18 protein-coding genes are annotated in these 19,867 nt (G+C 71.9%); 14 read left to right on the top strand and 4 right to left on the bottom strand.

The window, feature by feature from the left end:
* Positions 1–199: 199 nt before the first annotated feature.
* Positions 200–718, bottom strand: a complete 519-nt coding sequence (locus ACWCHM_RS29700; protein ID WP_454220694.1) for an AAA family ATPase — start codon at positions 716–718, stop codon at positions 200–202.
* 275 nt (positions 719–993) lie between these two features.
* Between ACWCHM_RS29700 and ACWCHM_RS29695 the strand changes: the two genes are divergently transcribed.
* The 6 genes from ACWCHM_RS29695 to ACWCHM_RS29670 all read left to right on the top strand — a co-directional run bounded on the left by ACWCHM_RS29695 (position 994) and on the right by ACWCHM_RS29670 (position 6,366).
* Positions 994–1,866 carry a hypothetical protein gene (locus ACWCHM_RS29695; protein ID WP_454220693.1) on the top strand — a complete coding sequence of 291 codons (873 nt, stop codon included), beginning with the start codon at positions 994–996 and terminating at the stop codon, positions 1,864–1,866.
* A 90-nt stretch (positions 1,867–1,956) separates the two neighbouring features.
* A complete protein-coding gene (locus ACWCHM_RS29690) occupies positions 1,957–2,634 on the top strand; it encodes a GGDEF domain-containing protein (RefSeq protein WP_454220692.1) in 678 nt (225 codons plus the stop codon).
* Between the two features lie 101 nt (positions 2,635–2,735).
* Positions 2,736–3,317, top strand: coding sequence for a hypothetical protein (locus tag ACWCHM_RS29685; RefSeq protein ID WP_454220691.1), 582 nt, complete (start codon positions 2,736–2,738; stop codon positions 3,315–3,317).
* 121 nt (positions 3,318–3,438) lie between these two features.
* A complete protein-coding gene (locus ACWCHM_RS29680; protein WP_454220689.1) occupies positions 3,439–3,852 on the top strand; it encodes a hypothetical protein in 414 nt (137 codons plus the stop codon).
* Between the two features lie 43 nt (positions 3,853–3,895).
* Positions 3,896–4,936 carry a hypothetical protein gene (locus ACWCHM_RS29675; RefSeq protein ID WP_454220688.1) on the top strand — a complete coding sequence of 347 codons (1,041 nt, stop codon included), beginning with the start codon at positions 3,896–3,898 and terminating at the stop codon, positions 4,934–4,936.
* Between the two features lie 335 nt (positions 4,937–5,271).
* A complete protein-coding gene (locus ACWCHM_RS29670; protein ID WP_454220687.1) occupies positions 5,272–6,366 on the top strand; it encodes a M23 family metallopeptidase in 1,095 nt (364 codons plus the stop codon).
* An 11-nt stretch (positions 6,367–6,377) separates the two neighbouring features.
* On the opposite strand, the gene ACWCHM_RS29665 is transcribed toward ACWCHM_RS29670, so the two are convergent.
* Positions 6,378–7,217, bottom strand: coding sequence for a DUF4253 domain-containing protein (locus ACWCHM_RS29665; protein WP_454220686.1), 840 nt, complete (start codon positions 7,215–7,217; stop codon positions 6,378–6,380).
* A gap of 233 nt (positions 7,218–7,450) precedes the next feature.
* Here ACWCHM_RS29665 and ACWCHM_RS29660 point away from each other — a divergent pair, with 233 nt between their 5' ends.
* The 8 genes from ACWCHM_RS29660 to ACWCHM_RS29625 all read left to right on the top strand — a co-directional run bounded on the left by ACWCHM_RS29660 (position 7,451) and on the right by ACWCHM_RS29625 (position 15,284).
* Entirely contained in the window at positions 7,451–8,113 is a 663-nt protein-coding gene (locus tag ACWCHM_RS29660) for a hypothetical protein (RefSeq protein ID WP_454220684.1), read from the top strand.
* The gene (locus ACWCHM_RS29655) at positions 8,110–9,858 is read left to right on the top strand and encodes a DUF4314 domain-containing protein (protein WP_454220683.1); all 1,749 of its coding nucleotides are present in this window, start codon (positions 8,110–8,112) and stop codon (positions 9,856–9,858) included. The genes ACWCHM_RS29660 and ACWCHM_RS29655 overlap by 4 nt, the downstream gene beginning before the upstream one ends.
* A 349-nt stretch (positions 9,859–10,207) precedes the next feature.
* Entirely contained in the window at positions 10,208–11,365 is a 1,158-nt protein-coding gene (locus ACWCHM_RS29650; protein ID WP_454220681.1) for an AAA family ATPase, read from the top strand.
* 25 nt (positions 11,366–11,390) lie between these two features.
* Positions 11,391–13,028 carry a VWA domain-containing protein gene (locus ACWCHM_RS29645; protein ID WP_454220680.1) on the top strand — a complete coding sequence of 546 codons (1,638 nt, stop codon included), beginning with the start codon at positions 11,391–11,393 and terminating at the stop codon, positions 13,026–13,028.
* Between the two features lie 179 nt (positions 13,029–13,207).
* Positions 13,208–13,819: a hypothetical protein gene (locus tag ACWCHM_RS29640; RefSeq protein WP_454220678.1), complete on the top strand. Its 612-nt coding sequence runs from the start codon at positions 13,208–13,210 to the stop codon at positions 13,817–13,819.
* Positions 13,816–14,355 carry a hypothetical protein gene (locus ACWCHM_RS29635; protein WP_454220677.1) on the top strand — a complete coding sequence of 180 codons (540 nt, stop codon included), beginning with the start codon at positions 13,816–13,818 and terminating at the stop codon, positions 14,353–14,355. The genes ACWCHM_RS29640 and ACWCHM_RS29635 overlap by 4 nt, the downstream gene beginning before the upstream one ends.
* A 91-nt stretch (positions 14,356–14,446) precedes the next feature.
* Positions 14,447–14,815, top strand: a complete 369-nt coding sequence (locus tag ACWCHM_RS29630; protein ID WP_454220676.1) for a hypothetical protein — start codon at positions 14,447–14,449, stop codon at positions 14,813–14,815.
* 13 nt (positions 14,816–14,828) lie between these two features.
* Positions 14,829–15,284 carry a DUF4262 domain-containing protein gene (locus ACWCHM_RS29625; protein WP_454220675.1) on the top strand — a complete coding sequence of 152 codons (456 nt, stop codon included), beginning with the start codon at positions 14,829–14,831 and terminating at the stop codon, positions 15,282–15,284.
* 261 nt (positions 15,285–15,545) lie between these two features.
* On the opposite strand, the gene ACWCHM_RS29620 is transcribed toward ACWCHM_RS29625, so the two are convergent.
* Together ACWCHM_RS29620 and ACWCHM_RS29615 are read right to left on the bottom strand one after the other, a co-directional pair.
* A complete protein-coding gene (locus ACWCHM_RS29620) occupies positions 15,546–16,868 on the bottom strand; it encodes a hypothetical protein (protein ID WP_454220674.1) in 1,323 nt (440 codons plus the stop codon).
* A 122-nt stretch (positions 16,869–16,990) separates the two neighbouring features.
* Positions 16,991–19,810, bottom strand: coding sequence for a BTAD domain-containing putative transcriptional regulator (locus tag ACWCHM_RS29615; protein WP_454220672.1), 2,820 nt, complete (start codon positions 19,808–19,810; stop codon positions 16,991–16,993).
* Positions 19,811–19,867 lie beyond the last annotated feature (57 nt).

Below are 19,867 nucleotides of genomic sequence, written 5' to 3'. Positions count from 1 at the left end.
CCTTTCCCTCTTCCGCAGGCCACCAGCGGCAGCGACACCCGCGAGTGCCGATCACCGGCCGCCGTTCACCCCTCGCCGAAGCCGACAGCGATCGTGGCTCTCGACATCCCCGCACTACGCCCACTCCAACTGACTCCGGTCGGACAGGCGATCACCGGGCACGGCCGTGCGGTGGTGCCTGCTCGGTGGTGATGGGGCGTCAGGTCCCGACGGCATCGGCTATGTGCAGAGCGGCCTGGGAGGGCGTGAGGTGCGTAGTGTCGACGACCTCGGCCTCGGCATGTAGCCACGTGCGGGCCGCCTCGGCATAGGGCTCGAGATACCTGAGGCGGAACGGGGAGGGCACGGGATGTTCGCCCTCGATACGCCTGCGGAGGGTGTCTCGGTCAGCGTGGAGGACGAAGTGCCTCACGGGGATGGCGTGGTGGGCGAGGCCCTTGCTGATCTCGTGCCAGTACTGCTCGACCAGGACCGTCATGGGCATCACTAGCGTGCCGCCGGTGTAGTCGAGCACGCTGCGGGCGGTCTCGACGACGAGCTGCCGCCATGGCGGCCAGTGCTGGAAGTTGTCCGTCTCAGGTAGCCCTGGCGTGATCCCCATGAGCGTCTCACCGATTTTTTCGGCGTCGAGAACTCGTGAGTCCGGGATCAGCTGCTGCAGGAGTGCGCTGGTCGTCGTCTTGCCGGCCCCGTGGGTGCCGTTCAGCCACACGATCACGGAACCCAACGCTAGCGCGTCACCCAGGAGACGACGTTCGACCTGACGCCCGTCGGTTCCAAGGCCCGCGACTAGGTTCCCGCCCCCGTGCCCCCGGCTCAGCGTCGGATGCGTCGCGGGCGCGATCCCGCCGCCTATCGCTGGCTGCCATGCCTACCGCGTCGACGGTGTCCCGAGGTCCGGTCACCGCACTTGATCACAGGCGCCGTCGAAGCGTGTATCAGTACACGCCACACCACCACATATCACGCATCACAACCAATGAGGAGGACACGATGGACAGCGAACCGGAGCAGACCGCGACGCCCAGCGCGCTCGACAGGGTCGCCGCCGCTCTGACGGCACTCGGTCAGGACTCCGCCGCGGCGATCGCCGAGCGAGCCGGAGTGGGCTACTCCACGGCCACCAAACGCCTGCGCCTGCTGGAGGACGCCGGCCAGGCGGAGACGTTTCGCGCCGACGACGGGCGCACACTCTGGCGGCAGCCCACCAATCCGTCAAGACGCCACGACGACGGCGATCCGCCGGCCAGCGCGACTGCCACCGACCATCCCGAGCCCGACAATCCGCGCGAGCCCTCGGCACCGCAGGAGCAGTTCGCGAGCACCGTGGTCGAGGCGGGGCCGGGAGACGAGCCCACCGGCGGCCCGCCGAACGGTGTGCTGTCACCGACACCACGCGCCGAAGCGGACCAGCCGCCGTCGCGGGACGCACTGACCCGGTCTGACACCGGCGACAGCGAACACCCCTACACCCCAACCCACGACGACACACCGGCCGGCACCGGCGAGGGAACGGCCGTAAGCGCCGACGAAACGAAGTTCGGGCAGCCCATGGGCAGCGACGACTCCGGCGTGGCCAGTGGGCCAGGCGAGGCCGCGAGTCCGTCGGCCGGTGGGAAACCACGCCGACCCAAGGGCAGCCTGCGCGGAGCGATCCTCGACGTGTTGGAAGCCCACCCCGACCAGGCGATGCGGACCAGCCAACTGTGCAAGGCCATCGACGAGGCGAACGCGGGCAGCGGCGCGGCGAGGGCCAGCGCGGGCGCGGTCGTCAACGCCGTACACAAGCTCGTCGCCGCCGGTCTGGCGGTCCAGGTCGCCGAGAGACCGGCGGCCTTCCAACTCGCCACGCCAACCGACCGCTGATCCCACACCCGTGGTAGCCCGGGGTGGGCGTCGAACTTGGCGGAACCACGCCCACCCCGGTGCTCCTTCACCAACAAGGAGTGATGCCGAGTGTCTCACCTGTACCCCTACCTGACAGCGGCTGGCGGCGTGCTCGCCGGACTCGCCGCCTGCTTGTTGCCGCTGATGCGGCAGCGGCGGATCATCGCCCACCAGCGGCGGACGCTCGACGACCGTGAACAGGACCGGTCCCACTGGCGCCATCTGGCCACCCACAACGACACCAGTGACCTGCCGAACCGGCGGGCTCTGCGCACCGTCCTGGATGTCATGTTCTCGCTCGGGGAGCCGCTCGGGCTCGTCCTGATCGACCTCGACCGGTTCAAGCAGGTCAACGACACCCACGGCCACGAGGCGGGCAACGACCTGCTGTACGAGGTCGGCCAGCGTCTGGTCACCCTCGGACCGGCGGTGGTCCTGGCCGCGCATCTGTCCGGCGACGAGTTCGCCCTCATCGTCTACGGCGACGCCGCCGACGTCGAGGCCACCGCCCGGGCCGCTCACCGGAGTATCTCGGGCGACCCGTACGACATCGCGGGCCACCAGGTCGCGATCGGCGCCAGCGTCGGCTACGCCACCGCGGAGCCGCACATGCTGCCCCGCGACCTCCTACACGCCGCCGACCAGGCCATGTACCTCGCCAAACGCCTCCGCGGCATCCCGCACGCCCACGACCCGGGCCACACCCCGGCGGCGGGGGATGGCGTCCGCTACCGCGACCTGCGGTAACGCACCCACACCCGCCCGACAGGAAGCCCTTCTGCCACACGTGAGCCCCGCATGCCGGCCGGCATGCGGGGCTCACACGCGTCAAGGAGCCGATCACCGTGATGACCTTCAACGCCGTCCGCGCCCTCACCGGATGCCTGCTGGACGTCGAGGCCGACGCCGACCTCCAAGCCTGGGGCCAACCGCCCCTGCTGCTGCTCGCCCAGGACCGGCCCGCCCCCTCCGCAGCCAGCGGCACACGACGCCAGATGCGCGTCGCCCACCTCCCGCTCGACGACCACCGCCTCGGCCGCTACCGCGCCGGACTCGTGGACTTCCTGCCCGACCTCGCCGACGCGCTACGCGCCGACCGTCCGGTCAGCCGACCCACCCTGGCCGCCTGCGTCGACACCCGCCTCATCGTCGACCTGCTCACCGATCCCACTCCCGGAGTCCGGCTGCTGGCCTGGGGCATCCGCTACGAGGACGTGCGCGTCGCCTCCGACGACATCCACGAGGTCCGCCGGATCGACGCCGTCGACGTCGACCTCCGCAGCTACCAGATCACCCGGCAGCGCCACGAACCACGACCCGTCGTCCGCGTCGACGACCACGTCGGCCACGACGACGCCCCCGCCATCCGCACCGGGCTGACACGCCTCGTCCAGACCACCAGCCGACCCGTCCCGAAGCGAACGACTTGACCTTCACGCAGAGGTGAGCGTCGATCAGTGTCGCCATCGTCCGCGCCGCTCATCAGGCACGACACCGCCGACATCGGTCGGGCGATGGCCCCTGCCCGAACCTGAAGGAAGGCCGTCCGCCATGTCTGACCGGAGCCGCAACCGCCCCTCCCACCGGGCCCTGGTGCCCAGCGACGTCACCGACCGGCTGCTGTGGCGGCTGGCCGTCGACGTCCTCACCGCCCACCAACCCGGACCCGACAACCGATGCGTCAACCTGCGATGCGCCGACCAGGGCACCGGCCCATGCGTCGCCGCCAGGCAGGCACAACACGCGATGCGCGCCGCCCGCGCAGCCGCACCCCCGCCACCACCGCTGCCGCAGCCGGCCGTCACCGGCCGCCGACAGGCACCCCAACGGCGCGAGGCCAGCGGTTTCGTCGGCTGGTTCACCGCCGGACTCGCCGCCACCGCCACGCACCTGCGGTCCCGGATCCCGCAGCGGCTGCCGCGCCGTGTTCCCGGCGCGGCACTCGCCCCCTCCTACGCCGCGTGATCCCACAGCCTCACGAGCGCCCTACATCAACCAGGAGGACGTCATGAATCTGCGCACCGAATCCACTCTTCCCGGCTACGCACGCGCCGCTGTCGCGTTGAAGACCCGCATGCACGAGTACTGCACCAGCATCGCCGGCCACGAGTACCACAAGGCGTTCGTCGAAACCCGCTGGGCAACCCTGCCCCCGCCTGACAGCGCCAACGGGGCGGACCCGAACGACCAGCTCGTCCACATGCTGAACCGGGCAAACAGCGGCGTGTGGGCCCATGGTGAGGCCTACGTGATCGCCCCCGCCATGACCGCCGTCGTCGCCGCCGGAGCCGACGCCCTCGACCTCACCGGCGATCTGCTCACCGCCGACGCCGCCCCCACCGACGCCGGCGTGCTGTTCCTTCCTGAGCCCATCTACCACCGCACACTGGCAGGCCGGGTCAGCGGCATCGCCGCGATCACCTGGGCCACGATCACCTCCCCCCGTGGGCGATCCTGGCTGATCTGCGGCTGGGCACACCGTGACGACCCCGACGACCCCCACGCCACCCGCATCCGCGCCTACGCCCGGCATGACCCCACCCTGCTGTCACGACTCGGCCCGTACGTTCTCACCGACGTCAACGTGCTGCCCATCGCACAACCCGTGCCCGCCGTCGACCCGCAGGTTGTCGAGGAACCCGACCAGGACTGGGAAACCGCACCCGACGGCCGGTACGTCATCACCGACGCCACCGCCCGCACGCACGTGTGCGCCGCGATCGCCTACGCCTTCTGGCGTATCCAAGCCCAACCCATCGCCATCGCCACCCCGGCGCCGCTGGACCGGGCCGCCCGCCGCCGCGCCGCACGCGCCTCGATCGTCCACGACACCCGCGTGGTCATGCTGCGGCGCACCTCCGGCCTGACCGAACCCGCCGACGGACCCGCACGGTGGCGTTACCGGGTCCGGTTCGTCGTCCGCGGCCACTGGCGCCGCCTGACCGACCGGCACGGACAGGCCTACCGAATCTGGATCCACGCCCACATCAAGGGACCCGACGGCGCACCACTGCTGCACGGCGAGAAAGTCGCCGTGCTCGCCCGCTGAACCAGCACCGCACCCATCAGCGCGCCGGTGACCGCGCGACCCCGTATCGGGCCATCCGGTCACCGGCGCCCGCATTGCGCTGCCCCAACGCAAGGAGACAACGTGGGAGCCCTCTGTCACGCCAACACCGCCGACGTCGCCCCGCCGACGACCGCCCGCCACCTCCACCGCCCACCCCGATGGCCAGGTATCCCGCGCCGCGACGCAGGCCCGCAGAAACCTGTGACGCCCCGTCCCGTGCACTCTCCTGGCCTGTGGAGTCCCGGGCCTGCCCGGGTCGTCCGCTCGCGTCCGCGCCGGACCCGCCATCTCACCGCCGGCTGCCGGGGGCGCGGATGAGCCTTCGGTCCCTGGTGTCGCTGGCCGTGGCGCTCACCGCCGTGTTCATCGTCTGCGCCGGTGGCCTCGGTGGATTCCTCCTCGGCGGCAACGCCGCCGCCGGATGCGTCCCCGTGGCCGCGTCTGCCACCACTGTTCCGTCCACGTCGATGTCGCCATCCGTACCGCCGGGCGGGTGGCCGGCGATTGGTGACTGGGACAGCGACCAGGTCGGTAACGCCGCCGCGATCGTCACCACCGGCGCCCGCCTCGCCGTTCCCGTCCGAGGGTGGGTGATCGCGGTCGCCACCGCGATGCAGGAGAGTGCCCTGCGTGCCCTGCCCGGCGGTGACCGGGACTCGGTCGGGTTGTTCCAGCAGCGTCCCAGCCAAGGCTGGGGGACCCCGGCGCAGCTACGGGATCCCGTCTACGCGGCGGAGAGGTTCTTCGGCAAGCTGGTCACCATCAGCGGTTGGCAGGCGATGCCGCTCACCGACGCAGCGCAGGCCGTGCAGATCAGCGCCTACCCCGACGCCTACGCCAGGTGGGAGGGGCCGGCCACCGACCTCGTCGCCACGATCACCGACACCACCGGCATACCGTCTGCCAGGGTGGCCGGGTGCGCGGTGGCCGTCGGCCCGTGGACCCAGCCCGTGCTCGCCCCGGTCGGATCCGGGTTCCGCACTGCGGGCCGCCCCGGCCATCACGGCGTCGACCTGATCGCCCCACGAGGCACGGTCATCCGCGCGGCGTCCGCCGGCACGGTCCGCACCGTGCGTTGCAACGCCGTCCACGCCAGCACGGGCGCGCCGTGGGGCTGTGACCGCGACGGTGACCCCGACGTGACAAGAGGTTGCGGCTGGTACGTCGACATCGACCACGCCGCCGGCCTGCTCACCCGCTACTGCCACATGGACCAGCCGCCAATGGTGACGGTCGGGCAGCGGGTCGCCGTTGGCCAACCAATCGGCGTCGTCGGCTCCACCGGCCACAGTTCCGGCCCGCACCTGCACTACGAGGTGCACCACCACGGCGACGCCAGCGCCAACGGCGCGATCGACCCAGTGCCGTTCATGGACGCGCGGAACGCCGCGCTCGCCGCTGTGCGGTGAGACAGCACCGTTCAGGGGCGGTCGTGCAGGAACCAGGCGTCACTACGGGTGAGAGCGATCGCGAGTTGCCACTGTTGGCACTGCAGGCTGCCGCCGACAGCCATCAGCTGCCCGGCCAGTTCCCATGCCTGCGGACCGGGTGGCGGCTGGCGTTGCGCGGTGAACTGCAGCATGGTGCCCCAGGCGGCGATGAGGGCGGCACCCCACCGCTGCTCCCACTGCCGCATCGCCGCCGACCACGCCGCAACGCCGTTCCCGCAGGGCGTCCCGTGATACTGCACCCAGGCGGGAGCCAGCCACTGCGACGTCGTCGGCAGAAGCACCAACTGCACCTCGGAGAACGTGTGCCACTGCCGGGTGCCGATGAGGTGCTCGTAGCCGCGCACCACCCGGGCCACGAGATGCGGATTGGCGAGAAGGGTGTCGTAGGTCCACCGGGACAGCGCCGCCGCGGTGGTCGGCAGACCCAGCTGCTCCATCGCCGGGGCGACCATCTCGTCACCCAGGAACGCCCGCACGTAGCGCTCCACGTCCGCGTGGTGCTGTGGCTCGTCGACGCGGTACCGCGTGAACACCGGCCACGGATCCAGGGTCTGCGCCTCTCGGCGCAGCTCGGCGACCTCCGCGGCGGACGGGCCGTGGTGTAGCTCGCCCGGCAACGTGAAGACGGGCCATCGGCCGGTCACCGGCATGACCGCGTGAGCGGCCTGCCACGCCTCGAGCAGGCGCGCGGGATCAACTCCGTTCACCACGAACGTCTCGCCGATCTCCGGCCGAATCACGTGGCCCTGCAGGTAGGTCCCCCGCAGGGCCGCCGCGATGTGCTTCGCGCGCCTCATGGGTGCCGCCATGCCGCGCACGGTAGCGCCGACCACCGACAGCCTCGCCCGCACCGGGGCGGCTCTGCCTCCCCGGCGGAAGCGGTCGGCGCGGCAGAGCGCCGCGCGATGGCGAACACCACGTCTCCCCCGCAGGACCCCTATCGCGGCTACCGACACGGTGCCGCGGTCCACCCCCAGCTCGGTGATCGTCCCGCCCGGGGACCACCGCAACCCCATCCACATCCTGAGGAGGAAAAGGGCCCATGAGTACACCCACGTTGATCGGTGTCGCCGCGTTACGTGGCAGGTACACCGCCCGTCGTCTCCAGTTCGGAGAGGCTCCGGAAACCCTGGTGCCGCTGCTGCGCCGGATCTGGACCGACACGTTCGGCCGCGACACCGACGCCATGGCCGTCGCGCTGCTGGCCCACGACTGGTGGACCCTCGCCGTCAACCCCAAACGCCGGCGGTGGGACCGGCTGCCGCCCGTACCGGGACTGGGCTACCCGGCCGAGTACGGGGCGGTCCGGCAGGGATCGCTGCGCGAGGACCTCGACGGGGTCGTCGAGTGGATGTACCTGCTGCACCTCGACCAACAGCGGCTCGTGGCGTACGAGGCGACGGTCCACGGCCGCTGGCTGCGGCACAGCGCCCACCACCTCGACCCCGTCGAAGAACTGTTCGTCACCGACCTCGCCGACGGCGGCGGCCTGGGGATGACGGTGTGCATCGTGTGCGGGGCGGTCGACGAGATCGACCACGTCGAGGTGCCGTCCATGGCCGGCTACGGCTACGACACCGTCACCAGCTGCACCCGCTGCGGCTCGTCGATCGCCACCGACCCGATGTTCGGCGACCACCTCGTCCGCAAGCCCTGGCCCCCGGATGGACCCGCCACCGGGGACGTGACAGGCGGCACCCGATGAGCACTCCCACCCCGACGCCGCCGCCTTCCGGCGGCGGCCTGCCCATTCACCGATCGGAGAACACCATGTTCTACCAGCCTGGTCAGCGCGTCGCCCTGGTCCACACCAGCGACCCGCATACCCGGTTGCGGCCCGGCGAGACCGGCACCGTCCGCCGCCACGACCAGCGGCACCACACCGTCGAGGTCACCTGGGACAGCGGCTCGACGCTGTCGATGTGCCTCGATACCGGCGACCGGATCGCACCGGCCACCACCACCGGGCCGTCACCCGGTGGAGTGGTCCACGAGGCCACCGGATGGGCCACCGCGCTGCGGCGGATGCACGCCGCAGGCACCGAGGCCGGACGCACCGCCGCCGAATGGTGGGCGCAGGACACCATCGGCGCCCGGGCCAGCGGCGATACCCGCCTGGCCGCGGTTCGGATCCTGGCCGGTATCGAGGACGGCGACCCCGCCGTCCTGGCCACCCTGCCCCACTTCACCGTGGCCGGAGAGTCGGTGGACACCGTGGGGTGGGAGTTGTTCGCCGACGCCACCGGCGACGTCTCCGCCTGGTTCGGGCTACGCATCCCGCAGCGCGACGAGGCGATGACCGTCTACCGCGACGCCTACGACACGGCTGTCACCGACCGCGTGACCGAACGGTGTCGCCTCGCGGCCAGCCCCACCGGCGCTGACGTGTCCCACCTGCGTCCCGACCGGGTCCGCATCGGCGACGTCGGCGTGTTCGCAGGCGACTGGGCGCGCACCATCGGCCCAGACGGCGACGACCGGATCGCGGTCGGGTTCGTCGGCACCCTGATCGACTTCTGGAACGGGTGGGCGGTGTTCTCCTGCACCCGCCCGGTGGCCGAGGCGATCGTCGCCGACCAGCAGCGCCACCGCGACCAGCACCGCCACCACCTCCGCGAGCAGGGCGTGCCCGAGGAGGACCTGGGCCGGCGGGTCGACGAAGCGCTGGCCGACCTGTCCTTCGACGGTGACGTCATCATCGCCGACCAGCGCGCCCTGGCCGGCGACCCGGAGGCCATCGACCGCATCACCCCCGACGGCGACGGCCGGTACGTGGTGATGGGCCGCACGTGGTGCTGGGAGGTCGTCGACCCGTACGCCTGTGACCGGATCGTCGGCGACCTTCCCGACACCGACCAGGCGCAGGCCGCGCGCCGACCAAGCCCCGCCACGTCCCCCGAGGCCGAGCCGGCTCCGGGGACACCTGACACCACCACGGCAGAGAAGACCAACAGGAAGGAAACCCCAGTGACCACACGTACCCAGGAGGAGATCGTCACCCGGGTATGGGCGCTACGCGCCCACAGCCAGGACATCTTCGGCTTCCGGGAGGAGGTGCTCGTCGAGGCCCTCGACCTCGACCACGCCCGCCAGGTCCTCACCCCACGACACCCGGGCGAGTGGACCCAGCGGGTAGACCACGAGACCTACGCGCGGGACTACCTGCGATTCGCCATCGGGAAGATCCTCGACCACCGGGGCAACTCGGCGAGCCGGTCGGTGGACAAGCTCGCCGAGCTCGCCTGGCTCCTCGGCCGCGACGACATCGTGGCCGGGATGGACCACGCCGGCTACCCGATGTACGGGGCGCCCAAGGTGAAGGCGTTCGCCGACGGGTTCGGCTGGCCGTTCCTCGACGACTTTGACGGCGATACCAGGGTGGCCCTGGCCCGGATGGCCGAGGGGCAGCAGTGCGACCCCCAGGGCTGCGAACGGGGCTGCGCCGACTGACCACGACCAGGCCGACAGCGTCGCTCCCGGCCCTCACGGCGCGCGGTTAGTCAGCCGGCGCACCCATACCCCTGCAACGCTCACCCATTCGACTTGATCGATCGGGGTGGCGGGGGTTCCATCGTCGGCGTCGACACCGCCCGCGCGGCCATGACACCGACCAGTACGCATCAGCGGCGACCCGACGTGTCGCCGTGACCCTTCAGCACCACCCGGGGTGTGGTCGCCCACCTGCCCGGCCCGAATAGGGCGGAGTGGTTGGCCCCGCCCGTCTCCGCTGTGCGGAACCCGCCGCCCGCGCACCCGGAGACGGGTGCGCGGGCCCAACCCCTTGAATCGAGGCAACCCCATGACCACACCACACCCGCATGCCGGTTCACCGCAGAACGACCCGGCCCCGCCCGGCGGCGCCGGCAACTCCACCGTCGAAGCGGGCTCCGGCCGGTCCGGCTACCTCTACCGCAAGGTCGCCCTGTACCTGGCCGACAACCCTGACCAGATTCTCAAGGTCGGCGAGATCACCCAGGCGCTAGGCGCACCGTCGTCCGGGGCGGTCTTCGGGGCGCTGAAGAAGATGGCCGCCGCCGGGCACGCCACCCACCACCGCGACCCGCACCACCGCTTCCAGATCACCCCGGCCGGCATCGACGCCGCCGGCGCCCTCCCACCCGCCGCACCCCGCACCCGCTCCAACGGTGGTGGGCGGCAGTCGCGGCCCGCTCCGGTACCGCGACCGAACGGGACGCTGTACCACCCGCGTCGGCTCGGCAAGGGCTGGGACGTCGAGGAACTACGACGGCTACGCACCCAGCAGGTGCCCGTGCTGCTGTATGGGCCGCCCGGCACCGGCAAGACCGCCATGGTCGAGGCCGCGTTCCCTGACCTGCTGACCGTCGCCGGCACCGGCGACACCGTCGTCGACGACTTCCTCGGCTCCTACACCCCGATCCCCGGCGGCGGCTACGAGTTCGTCCACGGACCCCTCGTCACCGCGATGCGTCAGGGGCGGGTGCTGCTGGTCGACGACGCCACCCTCATCCCGCCCCGCGTCCTGGCCGTGCTGTACCCGGCCATGGACGGCCGCGGCGTCATCACCATCCCCGCCAACAGCAACGAGACCGTGGAAGCCGTCGACGGGTTCTACATCGTCGCCGGCCACAACCCGGGCGTACACGGCGCGGTCCTCACCGAGGCCTTGGCCTCCCGGTTCACCGTGCACCTGCACGTCACCACCGACTGGGACCTCGCCCGCCAACTCGGCGTCCCCAAACAGGTCGTGGCCGCCGCGATCGACCTCAACGCCGACCTCGCCGCCGGCAAGACGGTGTGGGCGCCGCAGCTACGCGAGCTGCTCGGCTTCGTGAAGGTCCGCGACCACCTGGGCATGACCGCCGCCCTGGCCAACCTGGCCGGCATCGCCCCCGAAGACGCCCGCGACGACGTCACCGCCGCCCTGTCCCGACACACCGGCACCCCGATCACCGCGCTCGCCCTCGGCAAGCGCTGACCCCGTTCTGGAAGGAGCCAACCCCGTGTCACATTCCAGCACCCACCTCCAGCAGGGCGCACCGCCGACGCCGGCTGGCGCCAGCGACTGGCATGCCTGGTCCGCGGCGTGGACCCAGCACGTCCCGCTGCTGACCGGTCGTACCGACCTCACCGTCCTGGTCGCCCCCGGCGCCGCCGGCGACGCGCCCGAGTGCTTCTACCCCGACCTGAACCGCATCGAGGTCGACGCCACCTACATCGCCGACAACCCCGGCATCACCGACCCGGCCAAGCCACGGCACAAGCGCCTCGTGCCCACCGGCTACGGGCTGCTCGTGCACGGCGCCGCGCACGCCGCGCACAGCCACTGGAACACCCCACCCGGCACCCCGCCGATCCTCGCCGCCGTCGCCGACATGCTGGAGGAATCCCGGGCCGAAGGACGCCAACGCGCCCGCCGCCGCGGCGACCGCCGATGGCTGCGCCACGTCGTGAAGACCCTCCTCGACCCCGACGACGCGGCCGTCGACGACGCGTGGCACGCCGGGCAACTCGCCGCCCTGCTCCTGGCCCGCGTCGACGCCCGCATCGTCACGAGCAAGGACGTCCGCCCCGTCCGGGCCGCCGTCACCGGCGTCCTCGGCCGCATACGCCTACGACAGCTACGAGACATATGGCGGGAGGCGCACACCTGCGACGACACCGACGCCGACACCATGATCACCCTGGCCCGGCGGTGGTGTCAGGTCCTCGGCATCGACCCCGACCAGCAGCACGACACCCCCGTACCGGACCCGGGCTTGTTCCCCGGCCGCCTCGCCGCGGCCCTCGTCGACTACCTCGCCGTCGCCGCCGGCGTCACCCCGGCCGCATACGTCGCGGCGATGCTGGCCCACCGGCACAGCCCACCAGCAGAGTGGGACCGGCGGGACCCGACCGAGCAGGAACACCGCGCTGCCCGCGACCTCGCCAACCGGCTACGACAGGCCCGCACCCGCCACCCTGAACCCGGCCGGCGGCCCTCGGCGATCCCACCCGGGCGGCTACGCACCCGCCACGCCATCACCGCCGACGCGCAAACCGCCGCCGGGCAACTACCCACGGCCGCCCCGTGGCAGCAACGCGCCCCACTGCCACCGGAGAAACCCCGCCTGCACCTGGCGATCCTGGTCGACCTGTCCGGATCGATGGGCCGCTACACGCAGGCGATGTCCTCCGCCGCGTGGATCTTCGCCCACGCCGCCCGCCGCGCCGACGCGACGGCCACCACCATCGGGTTCGGCGACCGCACCACGGTCCTGGTGCCCCCACGCACCTACCCCAGGCAGGTGCTGCACATGCGTACCGGCTACGCCACCGCCACCTTTCCGCAAGCGGTCAAGGTCGCTGACCAACTCCTCGACCTGCGCCACGGCCGCACCCTGCGGATGCTCGCCGTCGTCTCCGACGGCTACCTCGACGACATCCCCGCCGGCCAACAACTCGTCACCACCCTGCACCGCGCCGGCTGCGCCGTGCTGTGGCTCCACCCCGCCGACCCACCCACCGACGGCGAACCGGTCAACCCCGACGAGGTCTGGGGATACACCTTCACCCACGCCACCACGCTGACCGTCACCGACCCGGTCGAGGCCATCACAGCGATCGCCGACGCCGCCGTCACCGCCCTCACCCAGGCCTGAACCCTGCCGGCCCGGACCCGTCCGGCGACGAACCAGTCCCACCCCGCGCCGCGGCGCCGCGATGGCCGCGGCCGGGCATCCCCTCCCATCGAAGCGTGCATGCACCGCGTACCCGACCGGCCACCGCAGGCCGAGGTCCGGACGCGGTCCGACGCCGCCCATCACAAGGAGTTCCTCCCATGCGCTACGGCACCGACAACGAACACCCCTTCGACACCGACAACCGCGCCTGGCGACGCCTCGACGACGTCACCGGCGAACACTTCGACGCGATCACCTGGACCCGAGACCCGGACGGCCGGCCGGTCCTGCTCACCCTGACCGACATCCACAGCGGGGACACGGTCACCCTCGCCGTCCTCGACTCCCTGGAGATCCGCGACCCGCACACGCTGCTCACCGTCCACACCAGCGGTGAACTCGACGCGCACGGCCCCACCAGCGGCGCCACCGCCGCCGGCTCCCACGCGGCGACGCTCGCCCTCGACAGCACCACCCTCGCCGCGACCAGGCCCGTACCGCTGCATGCCCCCGCCGCCACGGCCCTGCCCGCCACCTGCTGGGTCGACCTGCCCACCGACCTCGCCGCCGCCCTACGGCCCGCCCTCGACGACGCCCGCGCGGCCGTTCTCGTGCTGCTCGACCGCACCAGTGGACGGCTCGCCGCCGTCGGCCCGTTCCCCACCCACGCCGCCGCCGACGTGTGGCAACCCGACACCGGCCCCGGGCGCACCGCAGACCGACTCATCGTGCCCCTGCGCCCGGTCACTTTGTCGGAGCCACGGCGGTGACCCCCCACCCGCAGGTACACCCGGCGCTCCCACCGGTGGTGGCCATCGACGTCGACGGGGTGCTCAACCCCGACGACCCGGCCCGCGCCGCGGCACTCGGCTACCAGCCGCACCGTTACAACGGGCCCGGACCCGACGGCCGGCGCATCACCGGCACCGTCTGGCTCCACCCCGATCACGGGCCGTGGCTGCGGGAACTGGCCGACCACGCCCAACCGGTGTGGTGCACCAGCTGGAACCATCTCGCCGCCGAGTGGATCGCGCCACGGCTGGGCCTCCCGCCCACCTGGCCTCACGTGCGCGTCCGAGCGGGAGGTGTCCGCTTCGGCCACCAGAGCAAACTCGCCGCCCTATACGCCTGGGCCGCACGGCGGCCACTCGCCGTCCTCGACGACGAGTTCGGAGGCAAGGACCCCACCGTCGCCGCCTGGCGCACCGCCGACGGCGCGCCCACCCTGCACCGCCCGGTCGACCCGCGCCACGGGCTGCGCCGCACCGACATCGACACGGTGCTGACCTGGCTGGGCCAGCTCTGAACCAGGCCCCACCGGCACCAAACCGCCCGTCCACCGCGTGGGGCCCGCGTCCACGGAGCGAGCCCCACGCCGCGACGACAAGGAGTCGACGATGGACAGCACGTCCGACCCCGCAGACGAACCAGACACCGGCCAGCCGGCCCAGCTCACCGTCGGCGACCCGAACCTAGGCAAAACCCGGCTACTCGCCCACGAGTGCGCCACCTGCATCTTCAAACCCGGCAACCCGATGCACCTCGCGCCGGGCCGATTGAGGCAGATGGTCGCCGAGGCGCGCGGCACCGCCGGCTACATCATCTGCCACTCGACCCTGCCGTACGCCGGCAGCCCGATCCCGCCTGCGGTCTGCCGCGGCTTCGCCGACCGCTACCGCACCTGGCAGCTGCAGGTCATGCAACGCCTCTGGGGATTCGTCGAAGTCGAACCCCCGCAGCCGGACTCCGCCCGCTCCCCCGAATGATCAGGAGACAAAAATGCCGAGCATCGACGACTTCCTCCGACGCCAGGAACACCTCATCGACACCACCGGCTGGGCCGTCACGCACGTGCTGCCCACCGACGACTCCGACACCACCCCGTTCACCTACACCGTCGGGCTCACCGCCCACGACCATCCGGAGCTGCTCACCGCCGGGCTGTCCCCCGAGATCGCCCACAGCCTGCTCAACGAACTCGCCCACCGGGTGCACGACAGAGCCGAACGGTTCACCCACGGCCAGCGCATCCACAACCTCATCACCAGCTACGACGCCATCATCATCGACGGCCCACCCACCGACGATCTGCTACCAGGGATGGCAATCGCCCGCTACGGCCGTGCCCGCGTCCGCCTGCAGCAGATGGTGTGGCCCGACCAGCAAGGCCTCTTCCCCTGGGAGACCGGGTACGACCTCGACCCCGAGGCACAGCCGCTGATCGCCCGCCTGTAGCTGGACAGCCACACCGGCCCCGCCGAAACCCGACCTCCTATGGGCATCCCCGGGAGGGCACAGCGGTGCGGTCACCTCACCTAAAAGGTGACCGCACCAAGGCCGGAGCGCGAGCACGTTTGCCACGACACACTGGTGGAGCGGAATGGTGTCCGCGAATCGTCGGTGTCCCGAGGGTGGGCTGAGCGGGCAACCGCCCAGCCCACCCCCGGGCTTCGAGTAGGAAGCCGGTCCTTCTTGCGTTGTACCGGCGGATGGATGTCACTCGCGCTGGCCGGCACGCCGCGCAGGACCGGGCTGTTGTCGCGTGCGCTCTCGTGCGATCCCCGGACGTCTTGGGTAGTCCGCCGGTAGGTAGCGGTAGACCGACCGCCGTGACCTACCGACCTTCTCGGCGAGCAGCTCGAGGTCCATGTCCGGTTCTCTGCGCAGCCAGTAGGCCACCGCCTCCGCGGTTCCCTGCGGAACCTCCGACTCCCGGCCCTCTTCAGCAGCATCTCTACCGCTTTCGCTGCGCCCCTGCGGGTACGCGCCCGCCGGTTCGTGCGGGGGCGGCGCGCATGACGGTAAAGCACCATCGTGGCACTCGGCAGGCGGTTGTTGCTCGTCGTCGGGGGTGGGCTCGGGTAGCCGCCCCGGTGGTGGCTCCCGGCCGCCGTCCTCCGACGTGTCCGCGGTAGTCGGGGCGGAGATGGTGGACGGGGACACGCTGGGCTCGGCAGCTCTCGTCGTGTCGGCGTGGCCGTGGCACCTGCGACGACGACGGCCGGCGGGGGTGGCGGCGGCGATGCGTGCGGGGGTGAGGTCGGTGGCGAGCAGTGCGGTCAGCCCGTGGTAGTCGGCGGCGGCGGTGAGGCGAGCGGCGATCTCGTCGAGGTCGTACACCCGTACGGCGATGTCGGCGCTGGTGGCGTCCAAGTTCGCACGGATCTTGCGGTGCAACAACCGGGCGATCGCGGAGTTGCGGTGTTCGCGGGTGATCGCGGTGCGGGCTTCCTTCAGGGATCCATAAAGGTCGAGGCCGTCGGTCTTGGCGATCGTCCGGGCTCGCAGGGTGATGGCGGGATGCCGGATCCAGTGTCCGACGATCTCGTAGGCCGGTGGTGTGGGTGGGAGGTTCCCGGTGGCGCGGAGCCGGTCGCGGCGTTGGTTGCCGGCGTGGATGAGCCAGACGAGGTATCCGAGGGCGGACATGCCGGCGTAGAAGCCGCCGAGGAGATGGTCGGGGTGGGCGGTCCAGTTGAACGTCACCGCCGCGGCCGCGATCGCCGCCGAGAGCAGCCGGGAGGCCAGCGCCCGCTCGCCGAGCCGGCGCCGTACGTCCGCGTCGGCCATCACCACCACGCCACCCAGTTCCAGGGTGGCGACGGCCGGGACGGCAACGGCCAGCGGGATGCCGAGGGCCTGGGCGGCGCCGGTCACCTGACCGACGAGGGCCACGGCCAGGACCAAGACGTAGAACGCCTGCCGGATCCGGGCGGCGCGCCTGACCGCATGAAGCACCTCGGCGTCGAGGTCATCGCGGGTCACCGGGACGGCGTGGGACCGCCGGACGTCCGCCCGGCCCTGACGGGTCTCCCCCATCGTGGCCTCTCCCGACGGAGGTGTCGCTCGCGGGCCGGGACGGCCACCGGTGGCTGGCGTCGCAGGGCCGGTCAAGGTGGTGGCGGGCTGACCGGCACGGTGCGGCGAGACGGAAGGCGATGTCATCGCTGGGGTCCGTTGCCTCGGGTCCAACGGTGGTCTGCGGGCCGGTGGGGTGGTGGGGCGGCGGCGAGGTGGTCGGCGAGGACGAGGGTGTCCGCGCTCGGTTCGGCGTCGATCTCGGCCAGACGGCGGGTGAGGCTTTGGCGTAGGGCGTGGACCTCGCCGAGGTGCCCCAGGGCGGCGTGGGCCCGCATCGCCTGCTGGTACAGCACTTCGGCGTAGGGGTCGTGTCTGATGGCGGCCTGCAGGACCGCGAGGGCCTCGTCCGGGTCTGGTGTCGTGGTGGCCAGGGTGAGGTGGGCGTCGAGCGCCTGACGGCGGATGCCTTCGCGGTGGGCTTCGATCCACTCGTAGTCGAAGCCGCCGGCGAGGGGGCCGCCGTAGGCGTCGACGGCGCGGCGCAACGCCGCGAGCCGGTCGGCGTCACTGGTGGCGTGGGTGGCATCGCGGAGCGCCGCGCGCATGCGCCACAGGTCCGGGTCGATGTACTGGCGGTTGAGGGCGTACCGGTGGGTGGGGTGGGTGAGGTAGGTGCCGGGGCCGCCGGTGCGGGTGAGGGTCTGGCGTAGGGCGGACACGTAGGTGTGCAGCCGGTGCGGGGCCTTCGCCGCGGGCGCGTCGGGGAGCAGGTCGTCGAGGATCGCATCCTGGGTCGCTTCGCCGTCGTGCACGATGAGGTAGACCAGCAGTTCGAGGGCCTTCGCCCGCAGCGGCATGCCGGTGTCTCTGCCCAGGATCTGAGCCCCGCCGAGGACCTGTACTCCCACCTGCCCGCCACGGAGATCCGGCCCGTCGGCGGCGGGCGATGGGGCCTGCGGGAGGTTGTCGTTCATCGGGGCCACAGGTGTCGCGACGGGCACCGGTGGGGCTTCGTCGCCGGTGGGCCGGTCGGCGTCCGCTTCCGACCGGCCCACCGGAAGAGTGGTTCGTGGTTCCCGGGTATCGGCATACTGGCTCCGCGCCGAGAGCTGGTGCGGACCGGGGTGGGTGTCGGTAAGCGCCGTGAGTACGTCGATGGTGTCCGCGGCGGTCAGAACTGTCAGCCGATCAAACTTCGCCAGATCTGCCTTCTGACTCGTGTCGCTGTCGGCGGCTGTGGTGGTTCCGTCGACGTCGACGGCGAGTGTGTCGCCGTGGGGCCAGGCGCCGAGCAGGATGCCCTGGATGTCGAGGTGTTGTCCCTGGGTGAGCAGCGCGGCGGCGCGGGCCCGCTCGTGCGCCTCGGTGGCGTCGGCGATGAGCAACAGCGGTGGCAGCGCCTCGGCCGACGGGTGGGCGTCCCGCAGGAGGGCGACGGTGTCGACCTCGTAGTCGAGACACATCCGGGTGCGGTGCAGGATCTGCTCCTCCACCACGGTCAGCGCGTCAGAGAGATCACCGGTGACGGTCAGATGCGGCATGTCCCCGAGGAGGTGGGTGTGGTCCTCCAGCAGGATGGCCAGGGTCGCGGCCGGGATGACCACATGGCTTGGGCGAGCTGGTGTGCCAGTGGCGAGCGCGGACACCAGGAAACCGCGTGCCGCCGCGTACGCAGCCGGTCCGGTCAGACCAAGTCCCGCCGCCGGCCACACCCCGGACGCCACCTGACCGGTAAAAGCGGGGCCGGTCGCGACCAGTCCAGGGGATCCGTGTCGATCGCTGCGAGACGCCCTGGTCGGGACAGGGCCGGTGTCGACGACGGACGGGTCGGTTGGGACCATCGGGGGAACGGTTGGTGGTGTGGTCGGGCGGGCGGCGTAGTCGAGGGCTCCGCTGCTGGGGGCAGGGGCAGACGTAGGTGTGAGGCGGGGCAGGGCGCGGCGGATGTGGGCCAGAAGGGGAGGCAGCGGTGGCCGCTGCGGATCGTGCCCGAGGGCTCTGGGTGACGGGTCGCGCGGCGGGGTGTGGCGGTGTCGTCGGTGGGCGTAGGCGAGAGTGCCGGCGGCCAGCAGGGTGGCGGCCAGCGCCGCGTCGATCCATCCCCGGTCGCCGAGGGACACTCCGGGCCGGTCACAGTCGGCGGGAGCCTCGTCGGGGCCGGTGGCGATCGGTGTTGCCTGGCTGGTGGTCGGCGCGGTCGAAGGGCTGTTCGTGTCCGGTTGGTTCGGTGCCTTGTCCTGCGTGGTGTCAGGTGCGGGCTGCGGGGGCCTGGAGGACGGGCGTGGGGCGGGAGCATTCGCTGGGGTGGGCAGGCGTAGTTTCCAGCCGGGTTGGATGAGGTTGGGGTCGGTAAGGCTGCCGGTGGTGAACCGTGCGCCACGGTTGAGTGAGTAGATGTCGCGCCACCGGTCGGCGTCATCGAGACGGCGTGCGGCGATTCCGGACAGGGTGTCGCCCCGGCGCACCGTGACGGTTCGCCGAGGCGAAGCATCAGCGTCCTGCGGCTTGGCTGAGGCATGAGCGGTCCGGGCGTCGCGATCGCTGCTGGCAGATGGTGAGGTGCTGTCCGGAAGGTCGGTGGCCGTGGCGGCGAGGACGGCGGGAGCCGTGCCACTGACACCGGCGGTCACTGCGGTGGCTCCGAGCAGGGCCGCGGTCAGCCCTTGCAGTGGTCCGGGAAGACGCAAGGGGGTGACGCGGCGCAGGCGGCGGCCTACGCGGTCAGACAGGTGGGTGAGGATGGTGGTGGCGAGTAGCGCCCAGATCGCCCATCCCACGGCGATCGCGAGGATGGCGAGGAGTTCCGGTGTCAGCGGCTGGGCGATCCACGCCCGCGCCTCGTCGCCGGTTGGCCATCGCATGTGGGAATGGCCGAGGCCGTACAGCAGGAGCGCGGGGGCGCTGATGACGGCTCCGCCGGTCAGTGCTCTGCCGACGCGCGCAGTGGTCCGGAGGCCCATGATGTCCCTTCCTGCCGCCCGGTGAGGTGTGCGGGGAACGCTAAGCGCGGCCGGGCC

The sequence above is a fragment of the Micromonospora sp. SCSIO 07396 genome, from assembly GCF_053667945.1.
Note: the sequence above shows the minus strand (reverse complement) of the source record. Positions and strands in the feature narration are given on the sequence as shown.